The 21,987-nt window shown below is 57.9% G+C and carries 20 protein-coding genes; 6 read left to right on the top strand and 14 right to left on the bottom strand.

Translation table 11 applies throughout. From position 1 onward, the window contains the following. Nucleotides 1–82 precede the first annotated feature (82 nt). On the top strand, nucleotides 83–1,030 hold the full coding sequence (locus ACWJ62_RS01265) for a YbgA family protein (RefSeq protein ID WP_449284560.1): 948 nt from the start codon (nucleotides 83–85) through the stop codon (nucleotides 1,028–1,030). A gap of 49 nt (nucleotides 1,031–1,079) precedes the next feature. Here ACWJ62_RS01265 and ACWJ62_RS01260 read toward each other — a convergent pair whose 3' ends face one another. The 3 genes from ACWJ62_RS01260 to ACWJ62_RS01250 form a co-directional block, all read right to left on the bottom strand. After that, nucleotides 1,080–1,811: a DUF481 domain-containing protein gene (locus ACWJ62_RS01260; protein WP_449284559.1), complete on the bottom strand. Its 732-nt coding sequence runs from the start codon at nucleotides 1,809–1,811 to the stop codon at nucleotides 1,080–1,082. Between the two features lie 21 nt (nucleotides 1,812–1,832). Beyond that, on the bottom strand, nucleotides 1,833–2,852 hold the full coding sequence (trhO, locus tag ACWJ62_RS01255) for an oxygen-dependent tRNA uridine(34) hydroxylase TrhO (RefSeq protein WP_449284558.1): 1,020 nt from the start codon (nucleotides 2,850–2,852) through the stop codon (nucleotides 1,833–1,835). A gap of 135 nt (nucleotides 2,853–2,987) precedes the next feature. After that, nucleotides 2,988–3,719 carry a DsbA family protein gene (locus ACWJ62_RS01250; protein WP_449284557.1) on the bottom strand — a complete coding sequence of 244 codons (732 nt, stop codon included), beginning with the start codon at nucleotides 3,717–3,719 and terminating at the stop codon, nucleotides 2,988–2,990. Nucleotides 3,720–3,845: 126 nt separating this feature from the next. Between ACWJ62_RS01250 and ACWJ62_RS01245 the strand changes: the two genes are divergently transcribed. Continuing rightward, nucleotides 3,846–4,820 (top strand): NAD(P)H-dependent flavin oxidoreductase, encoded by a 975-nt coding sequence (locus ACWJ62_RS01245; RefSeq protein WP_449284556.1) that lies wholly within the window; start codon nucleotides 3,846–3,848, stop codon nucleotides 4,818–4,820. Here ACWJ62_RS01245 and ACWJ62_RS01240 read toward each other — a convergent pair. The 5 genes from ACWJ62_RS01240 to ACWJ62_RS01220 all read right to left on the bottom strand — a co-directional run bounded on the left by ACWJ62_RS01240 (nucleotide 4,817) and on the right by ACWJ62_RS01220 (nucleotide 11,256). Beyond that, nucleotides 4,817–6,757, bottom strand: a complete 1,941-nt coding sequence (locus tag ACWJ62_RS01240; RefSeq protein WP_449284555.1) for a methyl-accepting chemotaxis protein — start codon at nucleotides 6,755–6,757, stop codon at nucleotides 4,817–4,819. The two genes, ACWJ62_RS01245 and ACWJ62_RS01240, sit on opposite strands and share 4 nt — an antisense overlap. Before the next feature lie 127 nt (nucleotides 6,758–6,884). Further along, nucleotides 6,885–8,408: a DUF5666 domain-containing protein gene (locus tag ACWJ62_RS01235; protein WP_449284554.1), complete on the bottom strand. Its 1,524-nt coding sequence runs from the start codon at nucleotides 8,406–8,408 to the stop codon at nucleotides 6,885–6,887. A gap of 40 nt (nucleotides 8,409–8,448) precedes the next feature. After that, nucleotides 8,449–8,850 carry a hypothetical protein gene (locus ACWJ62_RS01230; protein WP_449284553.1) on the bottom strand — a complete coding sequence of 134 codons (402 nt, stop codon included), beginning with the start codon at nucleotides 8,848–8,850 and terminating at the stop codon, nucleotides 8,449–8,451. A gap of 5 nt (nucleotides 8,851–8,855) precedes the next feature. Next, nucleotides 8,856–9,704: a DUF6502 family protein gene (locus ACWJ62_RS01225; RefSeq protein ID WP_449284552.1), complete on the bottom strand. Its 849-nt coding sequence runs from the start codon at nucleotides 9,702–9,704 to the stop codon at nucleotides 8,856–8,858. An 82-nt stretch (nucleotides 9,705–9,786) separates the two neighbouring features. After that, nucleotides 9,787–11,256 carry a DUF5666 domain-containing protein gene (locus tag ACWJ62_RS01220; RefSeq protein ID WP_449284551.1) on the bottom strand — a complete coding sequence of 490 codons (1,470 nt, stop codon included), beginning with the start codon at nucleotides 11,254–11,256 and terminating at the stop codon, nucleotides 9,787–9,789. Nucleotides 11,257–11,461: 205 nt separating this feature from the next. Here ACWJ62_RS01220 and ACWJ62_RS01215 point away from each other — a divergent pair, with 205 nt between their 5' ends. Both ACWJ62_RS01215 and ACWJ62_RS01210 read left to right on the top strand, forming a co-directional pair. Continuing rightward, entirely contained in the window at nucleotides 11,462–11,638 is a 177-nt protein-coding gene (locus ACWJ62_RS01215) for a DUF6435 family protein (RefSeq protein WP_108017796.1), read from the top strand. Nucleotides 11,639–11,707: 69 nt separating this feature from the next. Continuing rightward, nucleotides 11,708–12,490 (top strand): substrate-binding periplasmic protein, encoded by a 783-nt coding sequence (locus tag ACWJ62_RS01210; RefSeq protein ID WP_449284550.1) that lies wholly within the window; start codon nucleotides 11,708–11,710, stop codon nucleotides 12,488–12,490. On the opposite strand, the gene ACWJ62_RS01205 is transcribed toward ACWJ62_RS01210, so the two are convergent. The 6 genes from ACWJ62_RS01205 to tkt form a co-directional block, all read right to left on the bottom strand. Further along, nucleotides 12,475–12,831 (bottom strand): chaperone modulator CbpM, encoded by a 357-nt coding sequence (locus ACWJ62_RS01205; RefSeq protein ID WP_449284549.1) that lies wholly within the window; start codon nucleotides 12,829–12,831, stop codon nucleotides 12,475–12,477. The genes ACWJ62_RS01210 and ACWJ62_RS01205 overlap by 16 nt on opposite strands. A gap of 13 nt (nucleotides 12,832–12,844) precedes the next feature. Continuing rightward, nucleotides 12,845–13,816: a DnaJ C-terminal domain-containing protein gene (locus tag ACWJ62_RS01200; protein WP_088556415.1), complete on the bottom strand. Its 972-nt coding sequence runs from the start codon at nucleotides 13,814–13,816 to the stop codon at nucleotides 12,845–12,847. Between the two features lie 154 nt (nucleotides 13,817–13,970). Beyond that, nucleotides 13,971–15,035, bottom strand: coding sequence for a class II fructose-bisphosphate aldolase (gene fba / locus ACWJ62_RS01195; RefSeq protein WP_449284548.1), 1,065 nt, complete (start codon nucleotides 15,033–15,035; stop codon nucleotides 13,971–13,973). A 54-nt stretch (nucleotides 15,036–15,089) separates the two neighbouring features. After that, complete coding sequence (locus ACWJ62_RS01190; RefSeq protein ID WP_449284547.1) at nucleotides 15,090–16,250, bottom strand: phosphoglycerate kinase; 1,161 nt, start codon at nucleotides 16,248–16,250, stop codon at nucleotides 15,090–15,092. A 115-nt stretch (nucleotides 16,251–16,365) separates the two neighbouring features. Beyond that, a complete protein-coding gene (gene gap, locus ACWJ62_RS01185) occupies nucleotides 16,366–17,400 on the bottom strand; it encodes a type I glyceraldehyde-3-phosphate dehydrogenase (RefSeq protein ID WP_449284546.1) in 1,035 nt (344 codons plus the stop codon). Continuing rightward, entirely contained in the window at nucleotides 17,400–19,400 is a 2,001-nt protein-coding gene (gene tkt, locus ACWJ62_RS01180; protein WP_449284545.1) for a transketolase, read from the bottom strand. Before tkt ends, gap begins: the two co-directional genes overlap by 1 nt. A gap of 235 nt (nucleotides 19,401–19,635) precedes the next feature. Between tkt and ACWJ62_RS01175 the strand changes: the two genes are divergently transcribed. Together ACWJ62_RS01175 and metK are read left to right on the top strand one after the other, a co-directional pair. Then, nucleotides 19,636–20,637, top strand: coding sequence for an ArsR/SmtB family transcription factor (locus ACWJ62_RS01175; RefSeq protein WP_449284544.1), 1,002 nt, complete (start codon nucleotides 19,636–19,638; stop codon nucleotides 20,635–20,637). A gap of 149 nt (nucleotides 20,638–20,786) precedes the next feature. Then, nucleotides 20,787–21,977 carry a methionine adenosyltransferase gene (gene metK / locus ACWJ62_RS01170; RefSeq protein ID WP_349517682.1) on the top strand — a complete coding sequence of 397 codons (1,191 nt, stop codon included), beginning with the start codon at nucleotides 20,787–20,789 and terminating at the stop codon, nucleotides 21,975–21,977. Nucleotides 21,978–21,987: the final 10 nt, after the last annotated feature.

Raw genomic sequence — 21,987 nt, 5'->3', positions numbered from 1 at the left:
GCGGCCTGATCGGGCTAGACTGAATTCACGTATTACAAAGACAGTTTTAGCTATCAGACTTGGTTAATTATCGGAGACTAACGTGAGCGGCATCCCCGTCGGAATCAGCACCTGCCTGCTGGGCAAGGAAGTTCGCCATGATGGCGGCCATAAACATTCCCGTCACTGCACGCAGGTGCTCTCGAAACACTTTGATTTCCGCTCCATCTGCCCGGAGCTGGAAGCTGGTCTGGGCGTTCCGCGCCCGGCGATCCACCTGCGCGAATACAGTGATGGCCTGCGCCTGATAGAGACCAGGGGCGCGGCGGATCACACCGACGCCATGCAGGGCTTTATCGAACAGGTGATGCCGACCCTGGCAGACCTTCGTGGTTACATCCTGATGGCCAAGTCCCCCAGCTGCGGCATGGAGCGGATCAAAGTACACAACGAGGATGGCAATGTAACTCGCCGCGATGGCCGGGGCATGTTTGCCGAGGCGCTGCTGAAGGCCTACCCGCTGATGCCAGTGGAGGAGGAAGGCCGACTGAACGACAACATGATTCGGGAGAATTTCGTTGAGAGGGTTTTCGCCTACGACGACTGGATGCAGAACGTGGCCGGAGACAAGCTCTCCGCCAAGGCGCTGATTGAATTCCATACCCGCCACAAATTCCAGCTCCTGGCTCACTCCGAAAAGATCTATCGCCAGCTTGGTCCGATGCTGGGGGATCTGAAGTCAGAACCATTGGAAGACATTGCCGAACGCTATATCAACCTGTTCATGGAGGCCATGAGCAAGAAGGTGAGCCGGGGCTCACACATGAACGCTATGCAGCACCTTATGGGCTATCTCAGGGATTCCATGGGTGATGAAGACCGCAAGGTGTTGATGGAGCAGATGGAGGCTTACCATCGGGGCGAGGTACCACTGGTGGTTCCCATGACGCTGCTGCGCATGGCCCAGCGAAGGGAGCCGGTGGACTACCTGCATGCTCAGCAATACCTCACCCCTTACCCGGATGAGCTGGGACTCAGAAACAACGTCTAAAATCGGGGTCAGATGAAAATCTCATCTGACCCCAAGTTCATGCGTTCAATCAGAAACCGTAGATAAGCGAGAGTGAGGTTTCCGTGTCGGTGTCTTCGGATCCTGCGGGTGGATCCGATAGATGCTTGACCCGAAACGCCGCCTTCATGGAGAGGTTCCCCACCACGTTCGCATGCAGCGACGTTTCCGACTCGGTCACCGTGTTGTTCTCATCCAGGCCGATTTCCGTGCTCAACTTCTGGCGGAACAGGGAATTTTCCGAAAGAGCATAATCAAACTGGCCAGCAAAGCGGGCGATTGCCTCTTCCTCGGTGTCCTCGCCTTCGGCATTCACCATATCCAGCTTGTTATACCGATAACCGACACCGGCTGACAGGTCGAGGAAGGACCGCTCACCAGAGTTCCAGACCCGGTTGCCATAACCCGTGGTTACCGACGATTCAAAATCGTAACCGGAGAAGCGGTCGTCCTCATAGGAGCCCCGGAGAAACCAGTACTGGTTCTCGGCGAACTTGTAGTCGGTCTCCAGGGAGGCCTGATATTTCTCGGCGGTGGTTTGGTCTTCGGTCTCGGAATAATTGGTCCGGAATTCACCGGTGTTGCGCCAGGTTTCGACTTCATGGATCAGACCCAGGCGCCCCTTGATGTTGGTCTCTTCGGTATTGCCCGAGGTGATCAACACACCCAGCTCGGTTTCGCCCTTCCAGTTATCTGCCTCTTGCGCACTGGCAAAGGGCGCGATAACAACTGCGGTAATGGCTACAGCCTGTCGTAAATCCATGAAGTCTCCTTTCTGGGTTGGTCAGGCTCCGTCGGTGCTTCTCGCCCTCTCGCCATCCAGGCTTTTCCGGGCCTGACGTTCTCTTTCAGCCTTTTTCCGGGCCTTGCGCTCGGCAATGATGCGCGCGGCTTCTCCGCCCACATGGGCTTCGCCCCGCTCTTCCGCCAGACGCATCTGGCGTTCCCGCTCGGCAAACCGGGCTTTCTGCTCTTCGGTCAGCGAATCGATGCACTGATGGCAGCTCACACCCTGCTCATACTCGGGGCGCTGTTTGTCTTCTTCGGTAATCGGCCTGCGGCAGGCATGGCACTGGTCGTAATCGCCACGCTCCAGCCGGTGGTTAACCGTTACCCGGTCATCAAAAACAAAGCACTCTCCGTGCCACAGGCTCTGCTCTGCCGGTACCTCTTCCAGGTATTTCAGGATGCCGCCCTTGAGGTGATAGACCTCCTCGAAACCCTGCTCCTTGAGATACGCGGTGGATTTCTCGCAGCGGATACCGCCAGTACAGAACATAGCCACCTTTTTGTGCCTGGAAGGATCCAGGTTCTGCTTCACGTATTCCGGGAATTCCCGGAAGGTATCCGTGGCCGGATTGACAGCATTCCTGAAGGTGCCGATTTCCACTTCGTACTGGTTGCGGGTATCCACCAGCACCACGTCCGGATCGGAAATCAGATCGTTCCACTCTTTGGGATCCACATACGTGCCGACAATACGCTTCGGATCGATACCGTCCACGCCCATGGTGACGATCTCTTTCTTGAGCTTCACTTTGGTGCGTTTGAACGGCTGGATGTCCACAAAGGACTCTTTGTAATCAATGCCGTCGAACCGCTCGTCGCTGGCGATCCAGGCTTTCACGGCATCAATGCCTTCGCGACTGCCGGCAATGGTGCCGTTGATGCCCTCGCGCGCCAGCAGCAAAGTGCCATGCACATCTTTCTCATGCATCAGATCCAGCAGCGGCTGGCGGAGGGATTTGTAATCATTCAGGACTGCGAACTTGTACAGTGCGCAGACAACAACGTTGTTGCTCATCATGTTCTCCTGCGGGCCGGACCGTAAATCCGGAGCATGGTTTCGAGGTTTATCTAAGGCGGGAGCCTGAGAGGGCGCAAATTTTAACCAACTCAGGCTCACGATCAAGTGCGGGGTTACCCGGGGTTCAACAGGTCACTCCGCGCCGTTGGCCAGTTCACGTTCAACCACGGCAGAGAGCTGCCCCCAGCCGGGACGAGTCAGGCGGATGTTATCCACCAGAACCGTCGGTGTGCTGGTTACCCGAAGTTGCATGGCCACCTGGCGGCTCTGCTCGACAGCTTCACGGTGCAACTCGGTAGTCATGCACCGGCGGAAGCGGCGCTCTTCCAGGCCCAGATCACCGGCGTAGCGGGTAAAGGTGGCGACCGGATCGTTCGAGCCGCTCCACTCGGTCTGGGAATCGTAAAGGCGTTCATGCATGGCCCAGTAGCCGTCCTGATCCCCGGCACAGCGGGCGGCCTGAGCGGCTGGCATGGCATTCTGATGCTGCTGCAATGGCAGATCGAAGTAGACGAACCGAACCTTGCCCGATTCTACGTATTCCTGTTTCAGCTGCTTGCTGGCGGAGGAAAAGTTGCCACAGGCGGGGCACTGGTAATCGGCAAATTCACGAACCACCACCGGGGCGTCTTCGGGGCCGACAGACACGCCGTACTGATCCAGCTGGGCTGGGAACTCATCGGCATTGGGCGCTGCCACAGGCAACTCATCCGAGGTAGGCTCAGGTGCGGCGGTCAGGAAAAAAACGCCCAGAAGTACAGCTGCCAGAACCAGCAAAGCGATGCCTGCATAGAGCGGCTTGTTGGATTTTGCTTTTCTGGGAGGCGGTGCGCCGGTTTCCTTGCGACGTTTTGCTTCACCCATGAATGAACTCCTTATTGTGTTTCTGGTTTCCGGAATTAATTAGCTCGCGACCGTTTTCAGATCGGGCGTGGCACGCTAAGATCCTTTATATCCTACAAAAGTTCCAACAAAAATTAAGGAATCCTCATGGCATTGCCTGCGTCCCTGAAAGACTCTCTCTCACTGCCTCTGGTGGCCGCGCCCATGTTTCTGATCTCTGGCCCGGAACTGGCGCTTGCCTGCTGCAAGCAGGGCATCGTTGGCAGCTTCCCGGCCCTGAACCAGCGTACCAGCGAAGGTTTTGAGGAGTGGCTGGTCCAGATGAACGAAGAGCTGGCCGCTTTCCGAAGCACAAATCCGGAAGCAACAACGGCGCCCTATGCCGTGAACCTGATTGTGCACCGGACCAATCCTCGCTGGCAGGCCGACCTTGAGCTATGTGTAAAACACAAGGTGCCCATCATCATCACCTCCCTGGGCGCCGCCAGCCAGGTGGTGGAGGCGGTGCACAGCTACGGCGGCGTGGTGTTCCATGACGTGACCAACCAGAAGCACGCCCGCAAAGCTGCGGAGGCTGGTGTTGACGGCATCATCGCTGTGGCGGCGGGAGCAGGCGGCCATGCGGGCACGATCAATCCGATTGTTCTGGTGCATGAAATCCGGGAAGTCTTTGATGGCACGATTTTGCTGGCTGGTGGTCTGTCCCATGGCGAAGACCTTCTGGCGGCCCAGGCCCTGGGTGCGGACCTGGCCTATCTGGGCACCCGGTTTATCAATACCGTTGAGTCCCAGGCCGATGAGGCCTACCGGAACATGATTATTGAGGCGGTGTCAGGCGATATCATTCATACACCTGCGGTGTCCGGTGTGCCCGCCAGCTTTATGCGCCAAAGCCTGGAGGCAGCCGGCTTCCCCATGGACAAGCTGAACCAGGCCGGCGAAATCAATTACGGGGAAAAACTGAAGCCCATTGATGATGAAGCCAAAGCCTGGAAAACCGTGTGGTCTGCCGGCCAGGGGGTCAGTCAGATCCATGACGTGCTGACCGTCGCGGATCTCGTGAGCCGTCTGACCGACGAGTACAGAAGCGCCCGGGAACGCCTGCTATCCCCGGGGCACTAGACCTGGAACTGTGAGGCTTTATCCTTCAGCGAGGTCAGTGTCCGGGCAATCTGGCCGCTGGCCTCGTCGGAGCGCTCAATGGCTTCCACCGTCTCGCGGGAGGAGCCTGCAATATCGCTCACGCTCACACTGACTTCACTGGCATGCCGGCCCTGCTCTTCCGCCACGGATGAAATGGCCATGGCCCGGTCCTGAAGGCTGCTGAGCAACTGGTTGATCCGGTCGAAATGCTCGTCAGCCCGACGGAACTCCGACGACGACTCCGCAACCTGTCCCGACACCTCGCCAATGGCGCTGACAGCCTGCCGGCTGCCCTGCTGCAGGCGTTCGATGATGGACTGGATTTCGGTGGTGGATTCCTGGGTCCGGCTCGCCAGAGTCCGGACTTCATCGGCCACCACGGCGAAGCCCCGACCGGATTCCCCGGCGCGGGCAGCCTCGATGGCAGCGTTGAGCGCCAGCAGGTTGGTCTGCTCTGCGATAGCACCAATCACCGATAGCACCGATCCGATTTCCTTGCTCTGATGGTCCAGCTGATTGACCGCTTCCACCGCCTGTTCAACATTGCGGACCACCTGATCCAACCGGTTCCGCACTTCCCGGGAAATGCCTGCGGTGGCCTCACTCTCGGAACTGACGTTGCTAACCGAGCCTGCGATATCCTGAATGTTTTCAGCCACCTCGGAAATACTTCGGGACATGGCGTCCATAGTGCCGGACACCTCGGCCACGTCCTGTTCCTGACGGTTCACGGCGGCCACCGCACTGCGGCTGATGTCACCCTGAGCCTGGGCCTGGCCGGCGGCCGATTCGGCGGACTCTTTCACGTCGGAGACCAGCTCCTGGATACGGGCAATGAACCGGTTCACGCCCTGGGCCATCTCCGTAAGCTCATCCTTGCCTTTCATGGACACCCGGCGGGTGAGATTGGCCTCTCCATCGGCGATATCCCATATCGCCGAGCTCAAGCGGAACACTCTGGGCAGCAAGCCTCCGCCCAGCACCAGGGCCACCAACAGGATCAGAACCACCACGGAACCAATTGCCAGCATGCTCAGATTGGCGGACAGGCTGGAAGCTTCGGTATTCAACGCCTCCACAGTATTCTGGATTCTGGAGCGAGTGTCGGAGTCCATACTCGCCAACTGCTGCTGAAGGCGCTGATTCACCTGTTCGGTTTCCGCTTCCAGGGTGTCGCGAAGTGCGTCAATGCTGCCGGTGATGGTGGCACTGAATTCTTCTTCCAGGGCGGCCAGATCCCGGTTAATGCCTTCGAGCGACAACCCGAGTTTCAGCTGGCCAATGGCGGAGCCCTGGGGCGCAATATCAGCGGTGATGATGACAACGTTGGGGTCACGACTTGCCGCATCCAGGACCCGATTTGCCGCACCACGACCTTCCCCCTGCTCCATTAAGGTGCGTACCCGGTCGTCGGTGCGATCCACATACCGGGTCAGTCGATCGCCGTACTGGTCGTAGTAGACGGCGAACAGAACCGATTCACGGGCGTCGGCCAGTTCCACGAGGTCGGTCAGGCGGGGTATATCCCGATCCCAGATCAGCGGGGCTGCAACAGCGGCGAGGACATCGGCCAGACCCTGGGCTTCCGCCATGACAGCGGTGCGAACGTTGCCGGCAACGCGTTCCTGTTGTGCGGTCTGCTGACGGGTGAGCTCGGCGGAGAGTTCCTCGGTAGTCTTCTGCCGCATGGTCTCCAGGCGGGATCGGACATCCTCACGGGTGTCCCCGAAGGAGGCACTGACCTGCTGGCTACTGGCCTCAAGGGCGGACCCTGCGGTGTCGACAAGGCGCTCCACCTGGCTGGAAATGAGCCACTGGCTGACCAGGACCTGAACCAGACCGGCAACGACCAGAACAACAAAAACCGGTCGGAGAAGGCGGCTAGAGATCAGCCGCCGGATAAAACTGAGTGACATACGGACTCCGCTAGCATGTTTGCTTCATGCATCCTGCACAGTCGGCAACAGCGTCCCTGCTTGGCTTGTCCGTATGTATAGCAAAACCCGGGCCTGAATAGCGCGCTTTTATGTACGGGTTTTGTAGTCAATCGTCATCGTTTTCTTCGAGTTCGATTTCTTCGGCGATGAAGTTATTCGTGCTCCCTGAATATTCAACTTCTAGAATCAGCACTTCATCGTCTTCGAACCGCTCAATCATCTCATTCTGAGAAATATCATCATAGCTCCCCGGGGCGGCATCTATGGTGACACCCAGGACCGTTATAGAATCGAACGTAATACTTGAAAGCCTGCCTTCAACTTCATACTGGTCTCGCTCATCTAAATCAGCGATTTCGTCGTCTACCTCTACCTTCAAAGCTTCGATGAAGATGTCTGCGCCCTGCCCGCTTTCGATCCCCTCGACCTCCACTGTGGTACTACCAATGGGCAGAGTCTGAAATGAGATACCGGAGCCGTCTTCAACGGTGAAGGTTGTGGTCGGAGAAACCCGAACTTCAACGCCACCTATGATGAACGTGTTGTCTGCCGCTGACGAAATCACTCCCTTGACCTTCGCATTGCCGTCCCGAAGCTCAATTTCCTCCGCTTCAACCACCGTATCCGAGAGGAACTTCCCTTCCACCTGAATCAGGAGCCCCTCGGCGAGGTCGGAAAGAGTGATGCTGTCATCGAGTTCAGTCGCGTCCGTCACCCGAACTGTCAGACTCCCCATCGTAAACTCACCCGGTCTTGTGCCAGCAGCGCCGGCAGACGTGTAAGGCGAATCGATTGTCGCGGTGAGCTCGATGTCGTCGGCACTGCTGCGACTGAAGCGTCGGGCGTCATCCCGGTCGATCGTAGCTGCAGTCAACACGTTTCCGGCCAAGGTTCCCTCCACTTCCAAAACAGTGCCAATGATGAGGTCCGCCTCCGTCAGTCCCGACCCGAAGCTGATGCTGTTTTCATCATATTGAACGGTGATCGCTCCAATAGTGAGCTCATTGATCGCCGTATCCACTGCCAATACGGTGCCCTCCAATTCAATATCGGTCAGATCCTGATCTATTGTCCGGATGTAGCCAGCCCGATAGGAACCATCCGCCTGACGCCAGGCACTGATGCGGACATGATCTGTGATAGGGGGTCCGCCGAGCAGTGTGGCGTATGTTGTACCGCGTACCACCGTCTGGCGATCTACCCGCACTGACTGCCCCATAACCGTGAGGGTTACGAATTCACCCGCACCGCTTGGATCGGCAATCACCTGGTCGACAGGACCACGCAACGTATCGTCGTAACTGAGTGTCTCAGCCGTCCCTGTGCCATCATCACGCCATTCGCCTTCAACCCTGAGAATCATACCCTCGCTCAGCAGGTTCTCGGCAGTGATGCCATCGTTACTCTCGACTTCCCGATTCGGAATATCATCCGTGCTGAACTCCACCCCATTAACAAACACACTCCCGAATCCGGAAACCGGCCCGACGCTGGAGCCAGTGCCGCGTATACCGCCATCGGCAATATCCAGGCCTCCGCCACCGCCTCCGCCGCCGCAGGCAGAAATCGCTCCGAAGGCCACTGTGCCGGCGGCCAGCCCGATAACACGATTGCGGATGTGCCGTTTCATATTTGATTTCTCCATAACCGGCGTTCCTGGCCGGTGTCTGTTATATAGCATCGTTAAAGCGCCTGCGGGGAATCTCGTCCTCGGCCTCGTGAACCCGGTCTACACGAGATTCGCTCGGTAGCCGAGGCTGCGAGGGCGCATAGATACTTCGTCTCAGCATCAGGTAACCGCTGTCCAGCGGTTCGACCACACCTTTACGAAGTAATTCATTCAGAACCACCGTGGGGGCTAAATCAGGATTGGTCGCTTGCACCAGACTGCGAAAAGAATACGTTGCGTAATTGTCCATCAGGAGCATGACCGGGTCATGATGCTCGTCGAGAAATTCATTTGAGCTGATCCAGGAGCGGATCACCTGCCGGGACGATGAGGAAAGTATGGTGCTTGCAAGCTCCGTTGGCTCCCAGCGACAAATAATGTTCTGCTGCCTCGTGGGACTCATAGCACTCAATCTCCTTTCGGATCTTTTCCGGCAGGCTCTTCGAAGAAGAAGATGCTCACGCCAGTGCGGACCGGATCCCCTGACTCACTGCCAGAATCATGACCCGATATATCGCGGTCATGGGGGCCAAGCCATTTGTCCAGCTGTTCCAGCAGTGCCTGAGACTGGGCGGCTGCGTGCCTGCGCCAGCGCTCCATCACTTCCGGAGGGATGTTGTTGTAGGTCAGGGTTCTCTGGAACAGCGGGGGCTGCCCGGACTCGTCACTGACCAGGTTATGATCAATGGTCGCGATGAGATCGGACACGTCCTCACCGAAAATCTGAAGCATTTCCTCGCTGTCTCCGGTCGGAACATAAGCCCTTTGCTGCAATAGCAGGCGTCCCGATTCGCCATCAACCGAAACCACACCCACCCGAAGCAGTTCATCCAGCACAGCACGTGGCGGCATGTCACCGCTGTAGCGCTTAACCAGTTCGCTGAAACTCCCCGGGCCGTCGAAAGACAGCATGGCTGGCTCTCCGTCTTTGGCCTGGAAGACCGCATCGTGGACCCAACCTGATACCACCCGGGACGCCCGGTTGGTATGAAGTACATCGCGGCTCCCAGTATCTTCCCCCGCCAGGATCTCCCGCTGGCGCTTTACTTCCTTGCGGGTCAGCCCGGTCATGACCGCAGCGCGTGAATCGGTGGGCTTTCGCCGGCCGTCGGCAAAGTCCTCCAGGGCGGCTTCCACGTAGGCACGTTTCACCAGCTCGGAGAACTCCCCGAAGGGAATGCCGTTTCGCAAGAGCAACCTCGCCAGAGGGCGCAGAATGCGAAACAGCGCTTGATGCAGGGGGTTGGACTTTTTCATGTTTGGGATTGTATTCCCATAGCGACTTCGAAAGCCAGGATGCGGGCCGACAACAGTCCGGCCCGCACCGGCGCTTCAATGATTAATCATCATCGTCGTTATCGTTGTCGTCATCACTATCGTCGTCGACCTCGACGTTGTCGGTCAGCTCATACTGACCACCACTGGTCTGGCGATACTCGATTTCCACTTCGTCGCCAACCTGGGCGCCGGACAGGCTGTAGCCATTGCGGAGCACCTCAAGGTTCATGATGGTGATGGAATCGGCTCCGATCGCATTCACCCGTGCTTCGAGCTCGAAATCGTCATCGTCGTCATCATCCTCGCGCTCAATGCTGATGGCCTCGAGGAATCCGCCCTCACTGCTCTGCTGGCGACCTTCAATTTCGAGATAGTCTCCCACCTGCAGGCTCTGGATATCCTGGACGCGACTGCGACGGTCATCTTCGTCATCGTCGTCGTCATCAATCAGGGTATTACCGGTCAGATGGACCCGAACGCCACTGACGACCATGGTTTCATTGGTCAGATCAAGAGACTCGATGCGACCATCCAGCTCGGCATCGGAATCCCGGCCTTCGATTTCTTCAGCGACCAGGACGCCATCGCGGTAATCCCCTTCCACTTTCACAAACAGGCCATCAGCCAGGCTGCTCTCGCGGAGATCGTCGAATTCGGTGCCACCGTTAATCTGGACTCTGACCCCATTTACCGAGAACTGACGGCTGGCCTGGTCGTAGTCGTAGATGCTTCCGGAGATTTCGACATCGTCATCATCGTCGAAGAGGTCGTCCTCATCATCGATCTCCTCCGCCATGATGGTGTTGCCGTTCAGGTAGCCTTCCACTTCCACCACGATTCCGTTTGCCAGATCGTCCAGGGAGAAGCCGTCATCGCCGACAGCGCTGGTGTAATCAACCAGGAAACCGTTGATGGTGAAGGTCTGGGCACTCGTGTCCAGATCGGCAACAACGCCTTCAATTTCTACTTCGTTGTTGTCATCGAATTCCAGGCCAATGGCCCGGGCACCAACGAAGCTTGCCCGGAAGCTGCCATCCTCAAGGCGCCAGGCGCTGACTCGGACCCGGTATCCCTGGGGATTGCCAGCGATAGCCGTTGGTGTCGCGCCACGGAAGACGGTTTTGCCGTCCAATGAGATTGTCTGGCCCAGCATCGTAAGGCTTCCGGAGCGGGTTACATCGTCCCAGCTCATAGCGGAAATTGGTCCGCGCAGGGTATCGTCATAACTGACTTTGTCCGCCCGCCCCTGACCACTGTCATCCCAATCGCCCTCAACTTTGAGGATCATGCCCTTTTCGAGCTGATCTTCGCGTTCCAGGCCATCGTCGCTGCTAACCCTGCCATCGGTTTCAAAGCGAGTACCGTTGACGTAAACACTACCGAAACCGGATACCGCCCCGACACTGGTCCCCGATGAAGCATCACTTGTTGAGGTATCTCCAGAGCCACCGCCTCCGCAAGCGGCAAGTGCGCCAGCAAGAGCCCCGGTCATGGCCAGTTTCACTGCAATTGCTAAAGGTTTGCGATTCATCGTTCTTCTCCAGGCTTGTTGTTGCGTCCCCGGGCGACCACGTCTTAACACCCGATAATAAATTGGGAATTTTTTCCCACAATTGTATTTGGGAATTTAATCCCATTATTTTCAGCTGTCCAGTTTTTGATCATGAAAATTTTGTGAACTTTATGGAGCAAAAAACGTAAATCTTTGAACGTTCAGCCAAAACAGGTTCATTACGATGTTGGGATTTTTGAAAGGCGATCCGAAGAAAAAACTGCAGAAACAATACGAGGCGAAACTTGCCAAAGCACTGGACGCACAGCGCAATGGCGACCTGCGGACCCATGGAACCCTCATGGAGGAGGCAGAGAAAATCTATGCCGAGATACAACAGCTTTCTTCACAGGAAAAATAACACCGGCACAGAAGCCCACCAGGTTCTACAATTTGTCATCAGAAGCGCAACTGACAAATTGGCATAACCATGAAAGGTCTCCCGGGTGTCTTTACAGGGTTGCTGTTAACGTTTTCAGCCCTGATATTTTTCGCAGAATCCGCTTCGGCCGAGGGGCGCGCGCAGCTCAGGTTCTGCGAAGATCCCTGGGCCCCCTACACACTTGGAGAGATTGACTCTGTGCCCGAAGGCGGTATTGCCGTCGAGTTATTCAAGGAACTCGGAGAAAGGCTGGACGTCGACTTCCAGCTGAGGCTGTTACCGTGGAAACGCTGTCTGTTGTGGGCAGAAACCGGCGACTACGACGGCGTCATGCTGCTGACCCGGAACGATGAACGGGCAGCCTACCTGACATTTACCGATTCTGTTCATGAAGACAAAAACCTGGTCTGGCATCAGGCAGACAGGCGTTTCGATCACAGCTTTGAAAGCTTTGCCGACTTCAAGGGTTTCCGTATCGGTGTAACAGCCGGGTTCAACTACGGTGAAAGGTTCAACCAAGCCGTTGATGAATTTGATCTTATGGTTGAAGAGGCCCCGAACATATTGAGCAACCTCCGGCGCCTCGACCTGGGACGTATAGACGTATTCCTGGTTAACAAACCTGCAGCCGAAGTTTCGATGGTTGAATTCCCCGATTTGCGACAGCGGCTTACTTACGCAGATGGCCCTTTCGAAGCCCTGCCGTTTTATATAGGGCTGTCCAAGGCATCACCCGTGATCTTCGAGCTGGAACGTTTCGACCAGGCGATCGCCCACATGCGCGATGCAGGCACCCTCGAAAGGATTTTCAGTGCTCAGCCAGTGCCCTGATCCGAAGACAGCTGGGCCAGCCGCTGTTCCAGACGCGCGACCTTCCTGCGCATGGTTTCAACTTCATCCAGCAATTCCAGCGACATTGCCAGCCCCGGGAGATTCATTTTCAGATCCCTCTGCAGTCTCTGGGCCTTACGCAGGCGGCTGAGGGCCGCTATATCGAACTGCCAATGAACTGTCTCGGGCAAATCTTCCACCGGGGCGATGATGCCGAAATTGACCAGCTTGATAACGAACTCTGCGTGGCACTCGCCACGTTCGCAGATTTCACGCAGGGTGAAGGTGCTGCCACTCTGGTCAAGTACCTCTACCGTCAGCACATGATCTTTCTTGCTCATACCTTACTCCCGCTCACACGTGAAGCTTGCTGCGTGGATTGAATTGCTTCTCAGCCTCGGCCAGTTGCTCGTAGAGCTTTTCGGCCTCAGGGCTGTGTTTCTCGGGCATGGCGATTTGCAGGATGACAATCTGATCGCCCGGGTGCTTGCCCGGGAAACCCTTACCCTTGAGGCGCAGCTTCCGTCCACTGGTGGAGCCCTTCGGCACTTTTACATTCACCTTTGAGCCAACGGTTGGCACGGTCACCGTTGCTCCCAGGGCCGCTTCCCAGGGAGCAATCGGCACCGTGACCAGCACATCCCGGCCCTCCACCGCGAAATGTGGGTGGGGTGCCAGCTCCACTTCAATGAACAGATCGCCTGGTTCTCCGCCGCCAATGCCCGGCGCCCCCTGGCCTTTGAGGCGAATATGCTGGCCCTCGCGCATGCCTGCGGGAATCTTCACTTTCAGGGTCTTTTGCCGCGGTATCACCCGGCCATGCTCATCGGCCTCATGTACCCCGAAAGAAACCTGCTTTTCACAGCCGTGAAACGCTTCTTCCATGAACAGGGCGAGCCTCGCATGCACATCCTCACCGCGCATTCTCATGTTCTGGCGGAAACCGCCACCACCGTGGCCCCCAGAGAAACCGCCCTGCCGGCCACCTCCGAATATCTCCTCGAAGAAGTCGCTGAACTGGCGCGCGTCGGCATCGGTATAACCTCCGCCACCGAAACCGGCACCGCTTTGCCAACCCGGAGGTGGCTCGAAAGAGCCATCCGCCCTGGCGCCGTATTTACGCAGCTGATCGTACTCCGCGCGCTTCTCGGGATCTTTCAGTACTTCGTAGGCTTCACCCACTTCCTTGAATTTGGTGTCGGCGTCCTCTTCCTTACTGACATCCGGATGGTATTTCCGTGCCAGCTTTCGGTAGGCTTTTTTTATCTCCTCGGCGGAGGCAGACTCGCTCACACCGAGTACGGCGTAATAGTCTTTGAAGTCCATCAGGATCCTCACCACTGGTTATTCTGCTTGGCGTATGCCCGCTTACTAACCACTATATTTGATGAGATTGGGGAAATTACAAGGGGAAGGTCGTTCGTACTTGAGGTGGGTCAGGCATTTGGGGCGGAGATCCGCCCCAAATGAATAACAGAACTTACTTAACTTTCGGATCCAGCTCACCGGAAGCGTAGCGCTCAAACATGCGCTCCAGATTCACCGGCTTGATCTTGCTGGCGTTACCGGCACAACCGAAGGCTTCGTAGCGTGCGATGCACACGTCGGTCATGGCCTTCATGGTTTCCTTCAGGAATTTGCGCGGGTCGAACTCGGCCGGGTTTTCAGCCAGGAAGCGACGAACGGCGCCGGTGCTGGCCAGGCGCAGGTCGGTGTCAATGTTGACCTTGCGCACGCCGTGCTTGATGCCCTCTACGATTTCTTCTACCGGTACACCGTAGGTTTCCGGGATCTCGCCACCGTATTCGTTGATGATCTTCAGCCACTCCTGGGGTACGGAGCTGGAGCCGTGCATAACCAGGTGGGTGTCTGGAATGCGCTTGTGGATGGCTTTGATTTGCTCAATGGCCAGGATGTCACCGGTGGGCGGACGGGTGAACTTGTAGGCGCCGTGGCTGGTGCCGATGGCGATTGCCAGGGCATCAACGTGGGTTTTCTTGACGAAGTCGGCCGCTTCTTCCGGGTCGGTCAGCATCTGGCTGTGGTCCAGGGTACCTTCGGCACCGATGCCGTCTTCTTCACCGGCCTGGCCGGTTTCCAGGGAGCCCAGGCAACCCAGTTCGCCTTCTACGGAGACACCACAGGCGTGGGCCATTTCAACGGTGCGGCGGGTGACGTCGACGTTGTATTCGTAGTCGGTGGGGGTTTTACCGTCTTCACCGAGGGAGCCGTCCATCATCACGGAGCTGAAGCCCAGCTGGATGGAGCGCTGGCACACGGAGGGGCTGGTGCCGTGGTCCTGGTGCATGACCACCGGGATGTGCGGGAATTCCTCGATGGCCGCCAGGATCAGATGGCGCAGGAAAGGGGCACCAGCGTATTTACGGGCACCGGCGGAGGCCTGGACAATCACCGGGGAGTCGGTTTTGTCGGCGGCTTCCATGATGGCGCGCATCTGCTCCAGGTTGTTGACGTTAAAGGCTGGTACACCGTAACCATGCTCGGCGGCGTGATCCAGCATTTGCCGCATCGAAATCAGGGCCATGGGTCGTCTCCTTCATTTAGACTTTGGGGATAGTTGGATTCTTTCAGTTAGTCGTTACGCGCCGCGTTCTTCCAATACCGCTACTGCCGGGAGGGTTTTGCCTTCGACGAATTCCAGGAAGGCGCCACCACCGGTGGAGATGTACGAGATTTTGTCAGCAACGCCGTACTTGTCAACGGCGGCGACGGTATCACCACCGCCGGCGAGGGAAAAGGCGTCGCTTTCGGCGATGGCTTCGGCCAGGGCTTTGGTACCGTTGCCAAACTGGTCAAATTCGAAAACGCCCACCGGACCGTTCCAGAGGATGGTTTTGGCGTTCTTCAGTACGTCGGCGAACTTGCCGGCGGTTTCCGGGCCTACGTCGAGGATCATGTCGTCGTCACTGACGTCGGCGATGTTCTTGGTGGTTGCGGTGGCGGTTTCTGCGAATTCACTGGCAACAACCACGTCGACCGGCAGCGGGATTTCAACGCGGCTGGCGATTTCTTTGGCGGTGTCAATCAGATCGTGCTCGCACAGGGATTTGCCGACCGGGTGACCAGCCGCCGCCAGGAAGGTGTTGGCGATGCCGCCGCCTACAATGATGGAGTCGCAAACCTTCTCCAGGGCATTGAGCACGTCCAGTTTGGTAGAGACCTTGGAGCCGCCGACGATGGCAACCACCGGTTTGGCGGGGTTATCCAGAGCTTTACCGAGGGCTTCGAGTTCGGCCGCCAGCAGGGGGCCGGCGCAGGCCTCGGGGGCGAATTTTGCAACACCGTGTGTGGAAGCCTGGGCGCGATGGGCGGTGCCGAAGGCGTCCATTACGTAGACGTCGCACAATGCCGCGTACTTCTTTGCGAGGTCTTCGTTGTCTTTCTTTTCGCCTTTGTTGAAACGTACGTTCTCGAACAGAACCACTTCGCCATCGGCCACTTCAACGCCGTCGAGGTAATCCTTGATCAGGCGAACTTCCTGGCCCAGCACCTTGGTCAGGTGGTCGGCGACCGGCTTCATGGAGGAGGCTTCGTCGTACACGCCTTCTTCCGGGCGGCCCAGGTGGGACATCAGCATCACTTTGGCGCCGGCGTCTCTAGCGGCCTTGATGGTGGGCAGTGACGCGCGGATTCGGGCGTCGCTGGAGACTTTGCCGTCCTTGACCGGCACGTTCAGGTCTTCGCGGATCAGCACTCGCTTACCGGCGAGGTTAAGGTCGGTCATTCTCTTGATGGCCATAACGTTCTTCCCTTGATCAGATCTTGCACACTTGAAATCTGGTCTGGCTGTCGGATTTTCACTAGGTTCAATCCGACCTACGGTAGGTCGGTTCGAGCGCAGCGATAACCGACAATCAGGTTTTTTGTTTCGTCAGCCAACTACGGCTGACATCGAGCATCCGGTTCGCGAACCCCCACTCATTATCGAACCAGCACAGCACTTTGACCATGGTGCCCCCGGTGACCCGGGTCTGGCCGCCATCCACCACGCCGGAATGGGCGTCGTGGTTGAAGTCGGAGCTGGCCAGCAGTTCGTCGGTATAGCCGAGTATGCTCTTCAATGGGCCGTTGGCGGCCTCTTTTAACAGGTTATTCACCGCTGTCACGTCGGTTGCCTTGCCCACGTTGACCACCATGTCGATGGCAGAAACGTTCATGGTCGGTACCCGCATGGCCACCGAGCTGAACTTGCCTTCCATGCTCGGCAACAACCGCTCAATACCTTTCGCAAGGCCGGTTTCCACCGGAACGATGTTGTGCAGGGCGCTGCGGGTTCGTCGCAAATCCTGGTGGTGGTAGGCATCAATAACCGGCTGGTCATTCATGGCCGCGTGAATCGTGGTGGTACTGCCCTGCTGCACGCCAAAGGCGTCGTCCAGCACCCTGATCACAGGCACCAGGCAGTTGGTGGTGCAGGAAGCCGCAGCAACGATCACGTCTTCCGGAGTGAGATCGGCGTGGTTGACCCCGTAGACGACGGTGCGGTCCACATCGGACTCGGCCGGCTGCGAGAACAACAGGCGCGTGGCGCCGGAATCAATGTGTTTCTGGGCCGTAGCACGATCAGAGAAGGCACCGGAGCATTCCAGCACCAGGTCGACATCCAGCAGGCGCCAGGGCAGTTCTGCCGGATCGGCATGACTCAACACCCGGATAGCATCACCATTGACCATCATATCCTGGCCCGATACCGCGATATCACCCTGGAACCGGCCATGGGTGGAATCGTATCGGGTCAGGTGGGCAATGGTGTCGATATCCGACAGCTCGTTAATGGCGACCACCTGCAGATGGTCGCGGAAGCCGTTTTCATAAAGCGCACGCAACACGCACTGGCCGATTCGGCCGTACCCGTTGATGGCGACACGAAAAGGCGCAGAGTCCGTCATCAGGCGTCCAGCAGCTCAGCAGCCACTTCCAGGACGTTGTCGACGGTGAAGCCGAATTCCTTGAACAGCTCGCCGGCCGGGGCGGACTCACCGAAGGTGGTCATGCCGATGATGCGACCGTCCAGGCCAACGTACTTGTACCAGTAATCGGCAATGCCGGCTTCGATGGCGATGCGGTTGGTCACCTCCAGCGGCAGGACCTGCTGCTTGTACTCGGCGCTCTGGGCATCGAACACATCGGTGGACGGCATGGAGACCACGCGCACTTTCTTGCCCTGCTCACGGAGCTTGGCGGCCGCGTCCTGGGCCAGGCCGACTTCGGAGCCGGTGGCAATCAGGATCAGATCCGGCGTGCCTTCGCTGCCTGACAGGATATAGGCGCCCTTGGCAACATCGGCGAGCTGCTGGGCATCGCGCGGCTGGGCCGGCAGCCCCTGGCGGGAGAAGACCATGGCTGTCGGGCCATCGGTGCGCTCGAGGGCTGCTTTCCAGGCCACAGCAGATTCAACGGTATCCGCCGGACGCCACATGCTCATGTTGGGGGTGGTACGCAGGCTGGCCATCTGCTCGATCGGCTGGTGTGTCGGGCCGTCTTCGCCCAGGCCGATGGAGTCGTGGGTGAATACGAAGATGGAACGCTGCTTCATGAGCGCTGCCATACGCACCGCGTTGCGGCAGTATTCCATGAAGATTAGGAAGGTCGCGCCGTAGGGCACGAAACCGCCGTGCAGGGCAATGCCGTTCATGATCGCGGCCATACCGAACTCACGAACGCCGTAGTAGATGTAGTTACCGCTGGCGTCTTCTTTGGTCAGACCCTTGGTGTCGGACCAGATGGTCAGGTTGGAGCCGGCCAGGTCGGCAGAGCCGCCCATCAGTTCCGGCAGCAACGGGCCGTAGGCGTTCAGAGTGTTCTGGGAAGCCTTACGGGAGGCAACGGTCTCGCCTTTGTCCTGGCATTCCTGAATGTAAGCCTGGGCTTTCTCAGCAAAATCCGCAGGCAGGTCGCCAGCCATACGGCGCTTGAATTCAGCCGCCAGTTCCGGCTCGGCCTTCTCGTAAGCGGCGAACTTCTGCTCCCACTCGGATTGTGCTGCGGAACCTTTTTCACGGGCGTTCCAGGCACTGGCAATGTCGGCCGGGATTTCGAACGGGCCATACTGCCATCCCAACTGCTCGCGGGTCAGGGTGATTTCGTCGTCACCCAGGGGGGCACCGTGACAGCTTTCCTTGCCCTGTTTGTTCGGGGAACCAAAGCCGATGATGGTCTTGCAGCAGATCAGCGTGGGCTGCTCGGTGTTGGCGCGGGCGGCTTCGATCGCGGCGCGAATGGCGTCAGCATCATGGCCGTCGACTGCGGGAATCACCTGCCAGCCGTAGGAATCGAAGCGCTGCGGGGTGTTGTCGGTAAACCAACCGTCCACTTCACCATCGATGGAAATGCCATTGTCGTCGTAGAACATAACCAGCTTACCCAAGCCCAGGGTGCCGGCCAGAGACGCCACTTCGTGGGAGATGCCTTCCATGAGGCAGCCGTCGCCCAGAAACGCGTAGGTGTAGTGATCAACAATTTCGTGGCCCGGACGGTTGAACTGCGCTGCCAGGGACTTCTCGGCAATGGCGAAACCAACGGCGTTGGCAATGCCCTGGCCCAGGGGGCCGGTAGTGGTTTCAACACCCGGGGTGTAGCCGTACTCGGGGTGGCCCGGCGTCTTGGAATGCAACTGGCGGAAGTTCTTGATGTCCTCGATGGAAACGTCGTAACCGCTCAGGTGCAGCAAGGAATACTGCAGCATGGAGCCGTGACCGTTGGACAGCACGAAGCGGTCCCGGTTGGCCCACTGAGGGTTGGCCGGGTTGTGGCTCAGGTAATCGTTCCACAGTACCTCGGCGATATCCGCCATACCCATGGGCGCACCCGGGTGGCCGGACTTGGCTTTCTGAACCGCATCCATGCTCAGCGCGCGAATGGCGTTGGCGAGATCTTTACGAGACGGCATTGACGTTTCTCCAGTGTTTTGCAGGAAAAGAATTCGTAGTGATTAAAGGACGATCAAAATGAGGCGCGTATTTTCGCCGATTAGTGTGTGCCGGGGCAAATCGGCATGTGCCTGTTTCACGATTGTTTGCCTGTGGATTTCCGAAAGGTCTGATTTCAAAGAATGATAAATCTATATCAAAATTTTTTGATATGCCTATTGATTGACCACCCGAAGCCCCCTACACTTCCGTCCCATGACATCCATGAACACACACGCCGAGAATCTGTCCTCCGTGGACGCACTGGCCCCGATCTTCAAAGCAGGCGGGGATCCGTTGCGCCTGGAGATTCTGCGTGTGTTGAGAAGGGATACCTTCGGGGTTCTGGAGCTGAGCCAGCTGTTTGATATGCGCCAGTCCGGCATGAGTCACCACCTTAAGGTAATGAACAAGGCTGGCCTGCTTGAGCCCCAGCGTGAAGGCAATGCGATTTTCTACCGCCGCCCGCTGCATCTGGACAGCGACAAGCCAACCGACCAGACCATCCGGCAGATATTTGAAGCGGTAGACCGGGTGCCACTGCCACCACACCTGCAGGAGCGCATTGAGGCCATCCGCACGCAGCGCGCAGACCAGTCCCAGGCTTTTTTCGCCCGGCATGCGGAGCAGTTCCGCGAGCAGCAGGAACTGATCGCCGCCTTTGATCTATACGCAGAGCCGGTCGGGGAAATGATCCGCAAACGGTCCCGCAAACATCAATGGCAGGCCGCACTGGAAATCGGCCCCGGCGAAGGCGCCTTCCTACCGGTGCTGGCCGAGCTTTGCGGGCATGTAGTTGCTCTGGATAACAGCCGGGACATGCTGGCCAAGGCCACCCGAACCTGCATCGATGAACGATTGAACAACATCGACCTGATAGAAGGTGTTACCGATACCCTCCTGGCCAGGGGCGACGCCTTCGACCTGGTCGTTGCGAATATGGTTCTGCATCACGTGCCCAGCCCCGCCGACATCTTCCTCGATGCCGCGGCCCTGATGAACAACGGTGGCTGCTTCGTAATCAGCGACCTGTGCAGTCATGACCAGGACTGGGCAAGAGCAAACTGCGGTGATCTCTGGCTTGGTTTTGAGCCGGAAGAGCTTACCACCTGGGCAGCGGACGCCGGCCTGGTTGCGGGAGAACAGCTGTTTATCGGCTTGCGGAACGGGTTCCAGATCCAGGTTCGGGAATTCTGGAAACACGGCGGTCAGATTTGACGACCTGGATCGCAATATCAACAAATTTTGATATACGGATACGTAGTTTTACGTATCCTCACACAGATCAACAAACCGGATACCGGAAAGCGCTTTAAGAAAACCGCTTACCGGCCTGAATTTGAATCGCTCACAGAGGAGCATGCGTTATGGCTGACTACAACATCTTCACTTCCGAATCGGTCTCTGAAGGCCATCCGGACAAACTGGCAGACCAGATCTCTGATGCCGTGCTGGACGCCATCCTGACCGACGACCCCCATGCACGTGTGGCCTGCGAAACCATGGTAAAAACCGGTGTGGCCATCGTTGGTGGTGAGATCACGACCAGTGCCTGGGTGGATCTGGAAGACCTGGTGCGCGGTGTCATCAAGGACATCGGCTACACCTCCTCGAAAGTGGGCTACGACGGCGACACCTGCGGCATCATCAACATCATTGGCAAGCAGTCCGTCGATATCGCCCAGGGCGTCGACCGCAAGAAGCCGGAAGACCAGGGCGCCGGCGACCAGGGCTTGATGTTCGGCTATGCCAGCAACGAAACCGACGTCCTCATGCCCGCACCGATCACCTTCTCTCATCGTCTGGTTCAGCGCCAGGCCGAGGCCCGCAAGAGCGGCCTGCTGCCGTGGCTGCGCCCGGACGCCAAGAGCCAGGTTACCTGCCGCTACGAAAACGGCCGGGTTGCCGGCATCGACGCCGTGGTTCTGTCCACCCAGCACGATGAAGACGTGACCCAGGAAGACCTGAAAGAAGCCGTGATGGAACTGATCGTCAAGCACGCGCTGCCAGCCGAACTGCTGCACAAGGACACCCAGTTCCACATCAACCCGACTGGCAAGTTCGTCATCGGTGGCCCGGTTGGCGACTGTGGCCTGACCGGCCGCAAGATCATCGTTGACACCTACGGCGGCATGGCACGCCACGGTGGCGGTGCTTTCTCCGGCAAGGACCCCTCCAAGGTGGACCGTTCCGCGGCTTACGCCGGCCGTTACGTAGCCAAGAACATCGTTGCCGCCGGCCTGGCCGACAAGTGCGAGATCCAGGTGTCCTACGCCATCGGCGTGGCCCAACCGACGTCGATCTCCCTGAACACCTTCGGAACCGGCAAGATCAGCGACGACAAGATCATCGAACTGGTGCGCCAGAACTTCGATCTGCGTCCGTATGCGATTACCAACATGCTTGACCTGCTGCATCCGATGTATCGGGCAACGGCCGCCTACGGCCACTTCGGTCGTGACCCCTATGAAATGACGGTGGGCGGCAAGACCTTCACCGCCTTCCCATGGGAGAAGACCGATCGCGCCGCAGCCCTGAAGGATGCTGCTGGTATCTAAACCGATTTCG

This window comes from Marinobacter sp. PE14, assembly GCF_053566155.1.
Note: the sequence above shows the minus strand (reverse complement) of the source record. Positions and strands in the feature narration are given on the sequence as shown.

What these genes read in the sequence shown, in the direction of transcription:
- metK (WP_349517682.1), top strand. Translation starts at nt 20,787, where the DNA reads ATGGCTGACTACAACATCTTCACTTCCGAATCGGTCTCTGAAGGCCAT.
- ACWJ62_RS01175 (WP_449284544.1), top strand. Translation starts at nt 19,636, where the DNA reads ATGACATCCATGAACACACACGCCGAGAATCTGTCCTCCGTGGACGCA.
- ACWJ62_RS01240 (WP_449284555.1), bottom strand. Translation starts at nt 6,757, where the DNA reads ATGTCACTCAGTTTTATCCGGCGGCTGATCTCTAGCCGCCTTCTCCGA.
- ACWJ62_RS01225 (WP_449284552.1), bottom strand. Translation starts at nt 9,704, where the DNA reads ATGAAAAAGTCCAACCCCCTGCATCAAGCGCTGTTTCGCATTCTGCGC.
- ACWJ62_RS01235 (WP_449284554.1), bottom strand. Translation starts at nt 8,408, where the DNA reads ATGAAACGGCACATCCGCAATCGTGTTATCGGGCTGGCCGCCGGCACA.
- ACWJ62_RS01245 (WP_449284556.1), top strand. Translation starts at nt 3,846, where the DNA reads ATGGCATTGCCTGCGTCCCTGAAAGACTCTCTCTCACTGCCTCTGGTG.
- ACWJ62_RS01230 (WP_449284553.1), bottom strand. Translation starts at nt 8,850, where the DNA reads ATGAGTCCCACGAGGCAGCAGAACATTATTTGTCGCTGGGAGCCAACG.
- ACWJ62_RS01190 (WP_449284547.1), bottom strand. Translation starts at nt 16,250, where the DNA reads ATGGCCATCAAGAGAATGACCGACCTTAACCTCGCCGGTAAGCGAGTG.
- gap (WP_449284546.1), bottom strand. Translation starts at nt 17,400, where the DNA reads ATGACGGACTCTGCGCCTTTTCGTGTCGCCATCAACGGGTACGGCCGA.
- trhO (WP_449284558.1), bottom strand. Translation starts at nt 2,852, where the DNA reads ATGAGCAACAACGTTGTTGTCTGCGCACTGTACAAGTTCGCAGTCCTG.
- ACWJ62_RS01210 (WP_449284550.1), top strand. Translation starts at nt 11,708, where the DNA reads ATGAAAGGTCTCCCGGGTGTCTTTACAGGGTTGCTGTTAACGTTTTCA.
- ACWJ62_RS01215 (WP_108017796.1), top strand. Translation starts at nt 11,462, where the DNA reads ATGTTGGGATTTTTGAAAGGCGATCCGAAGAAAAAACTGCAGAAACAA.
- ACWJ62_RS01250 (WP_449284557.1), bottom strand. Translation starts at nt 3,719, where the DNA reads ATGGGTGAAGCAAAACGTCGCAAGGAAACCGGCGCACCGCCTCCCAGA.
- ACWJ62_RS01260 (WP_449284559.1), bottom strand. Translation starts at nt 1,811, where the DNA reads ATGGATTTACGACAGGCTGTAGCCATTACCGCAGTTGTTATCGCGCCC.
- ACWJ62_RS01200 (WP_088556415.1), bottom strand. Translation starts at nt 13,816, where the DNA reads ATGGACTTCAAAGACTATTACGCCGTACTCGGTGTGAGCGAGTCTGCC.
- tkt (WP_449284545.1), bottom strand. Translation starts at nt 19,400, where the DNA reads ATGCCGTCTCGTAAAGATCTCGCCAACGCCATTCGCGCGCTGAGCATG.
- fba (WP_449284548.1), bottom strand. Translation starts at nt 15,035, where the DNA reads ATGGCCCTGATTTCGATGCGGCAAATGCTGGATCACGCCGCCGAGCAT.
- ACWJ62_RS01205 (WP_449284549.1), bottom strand. Translation starts at nt 12,831, where the DNA reads ATGAGCAAGAAAGATCATGTGCTGACGGTAGAGGTACTTGACCAGAGT.
- ACWJ62_RS01220 (WP_449284551.1), bottom strand. Translation starts at nt 11,256, where the DNA reads ATGAATCGCAAACCTTTAGCAATTGCAGTGAAACTGGCCATGACCGGG.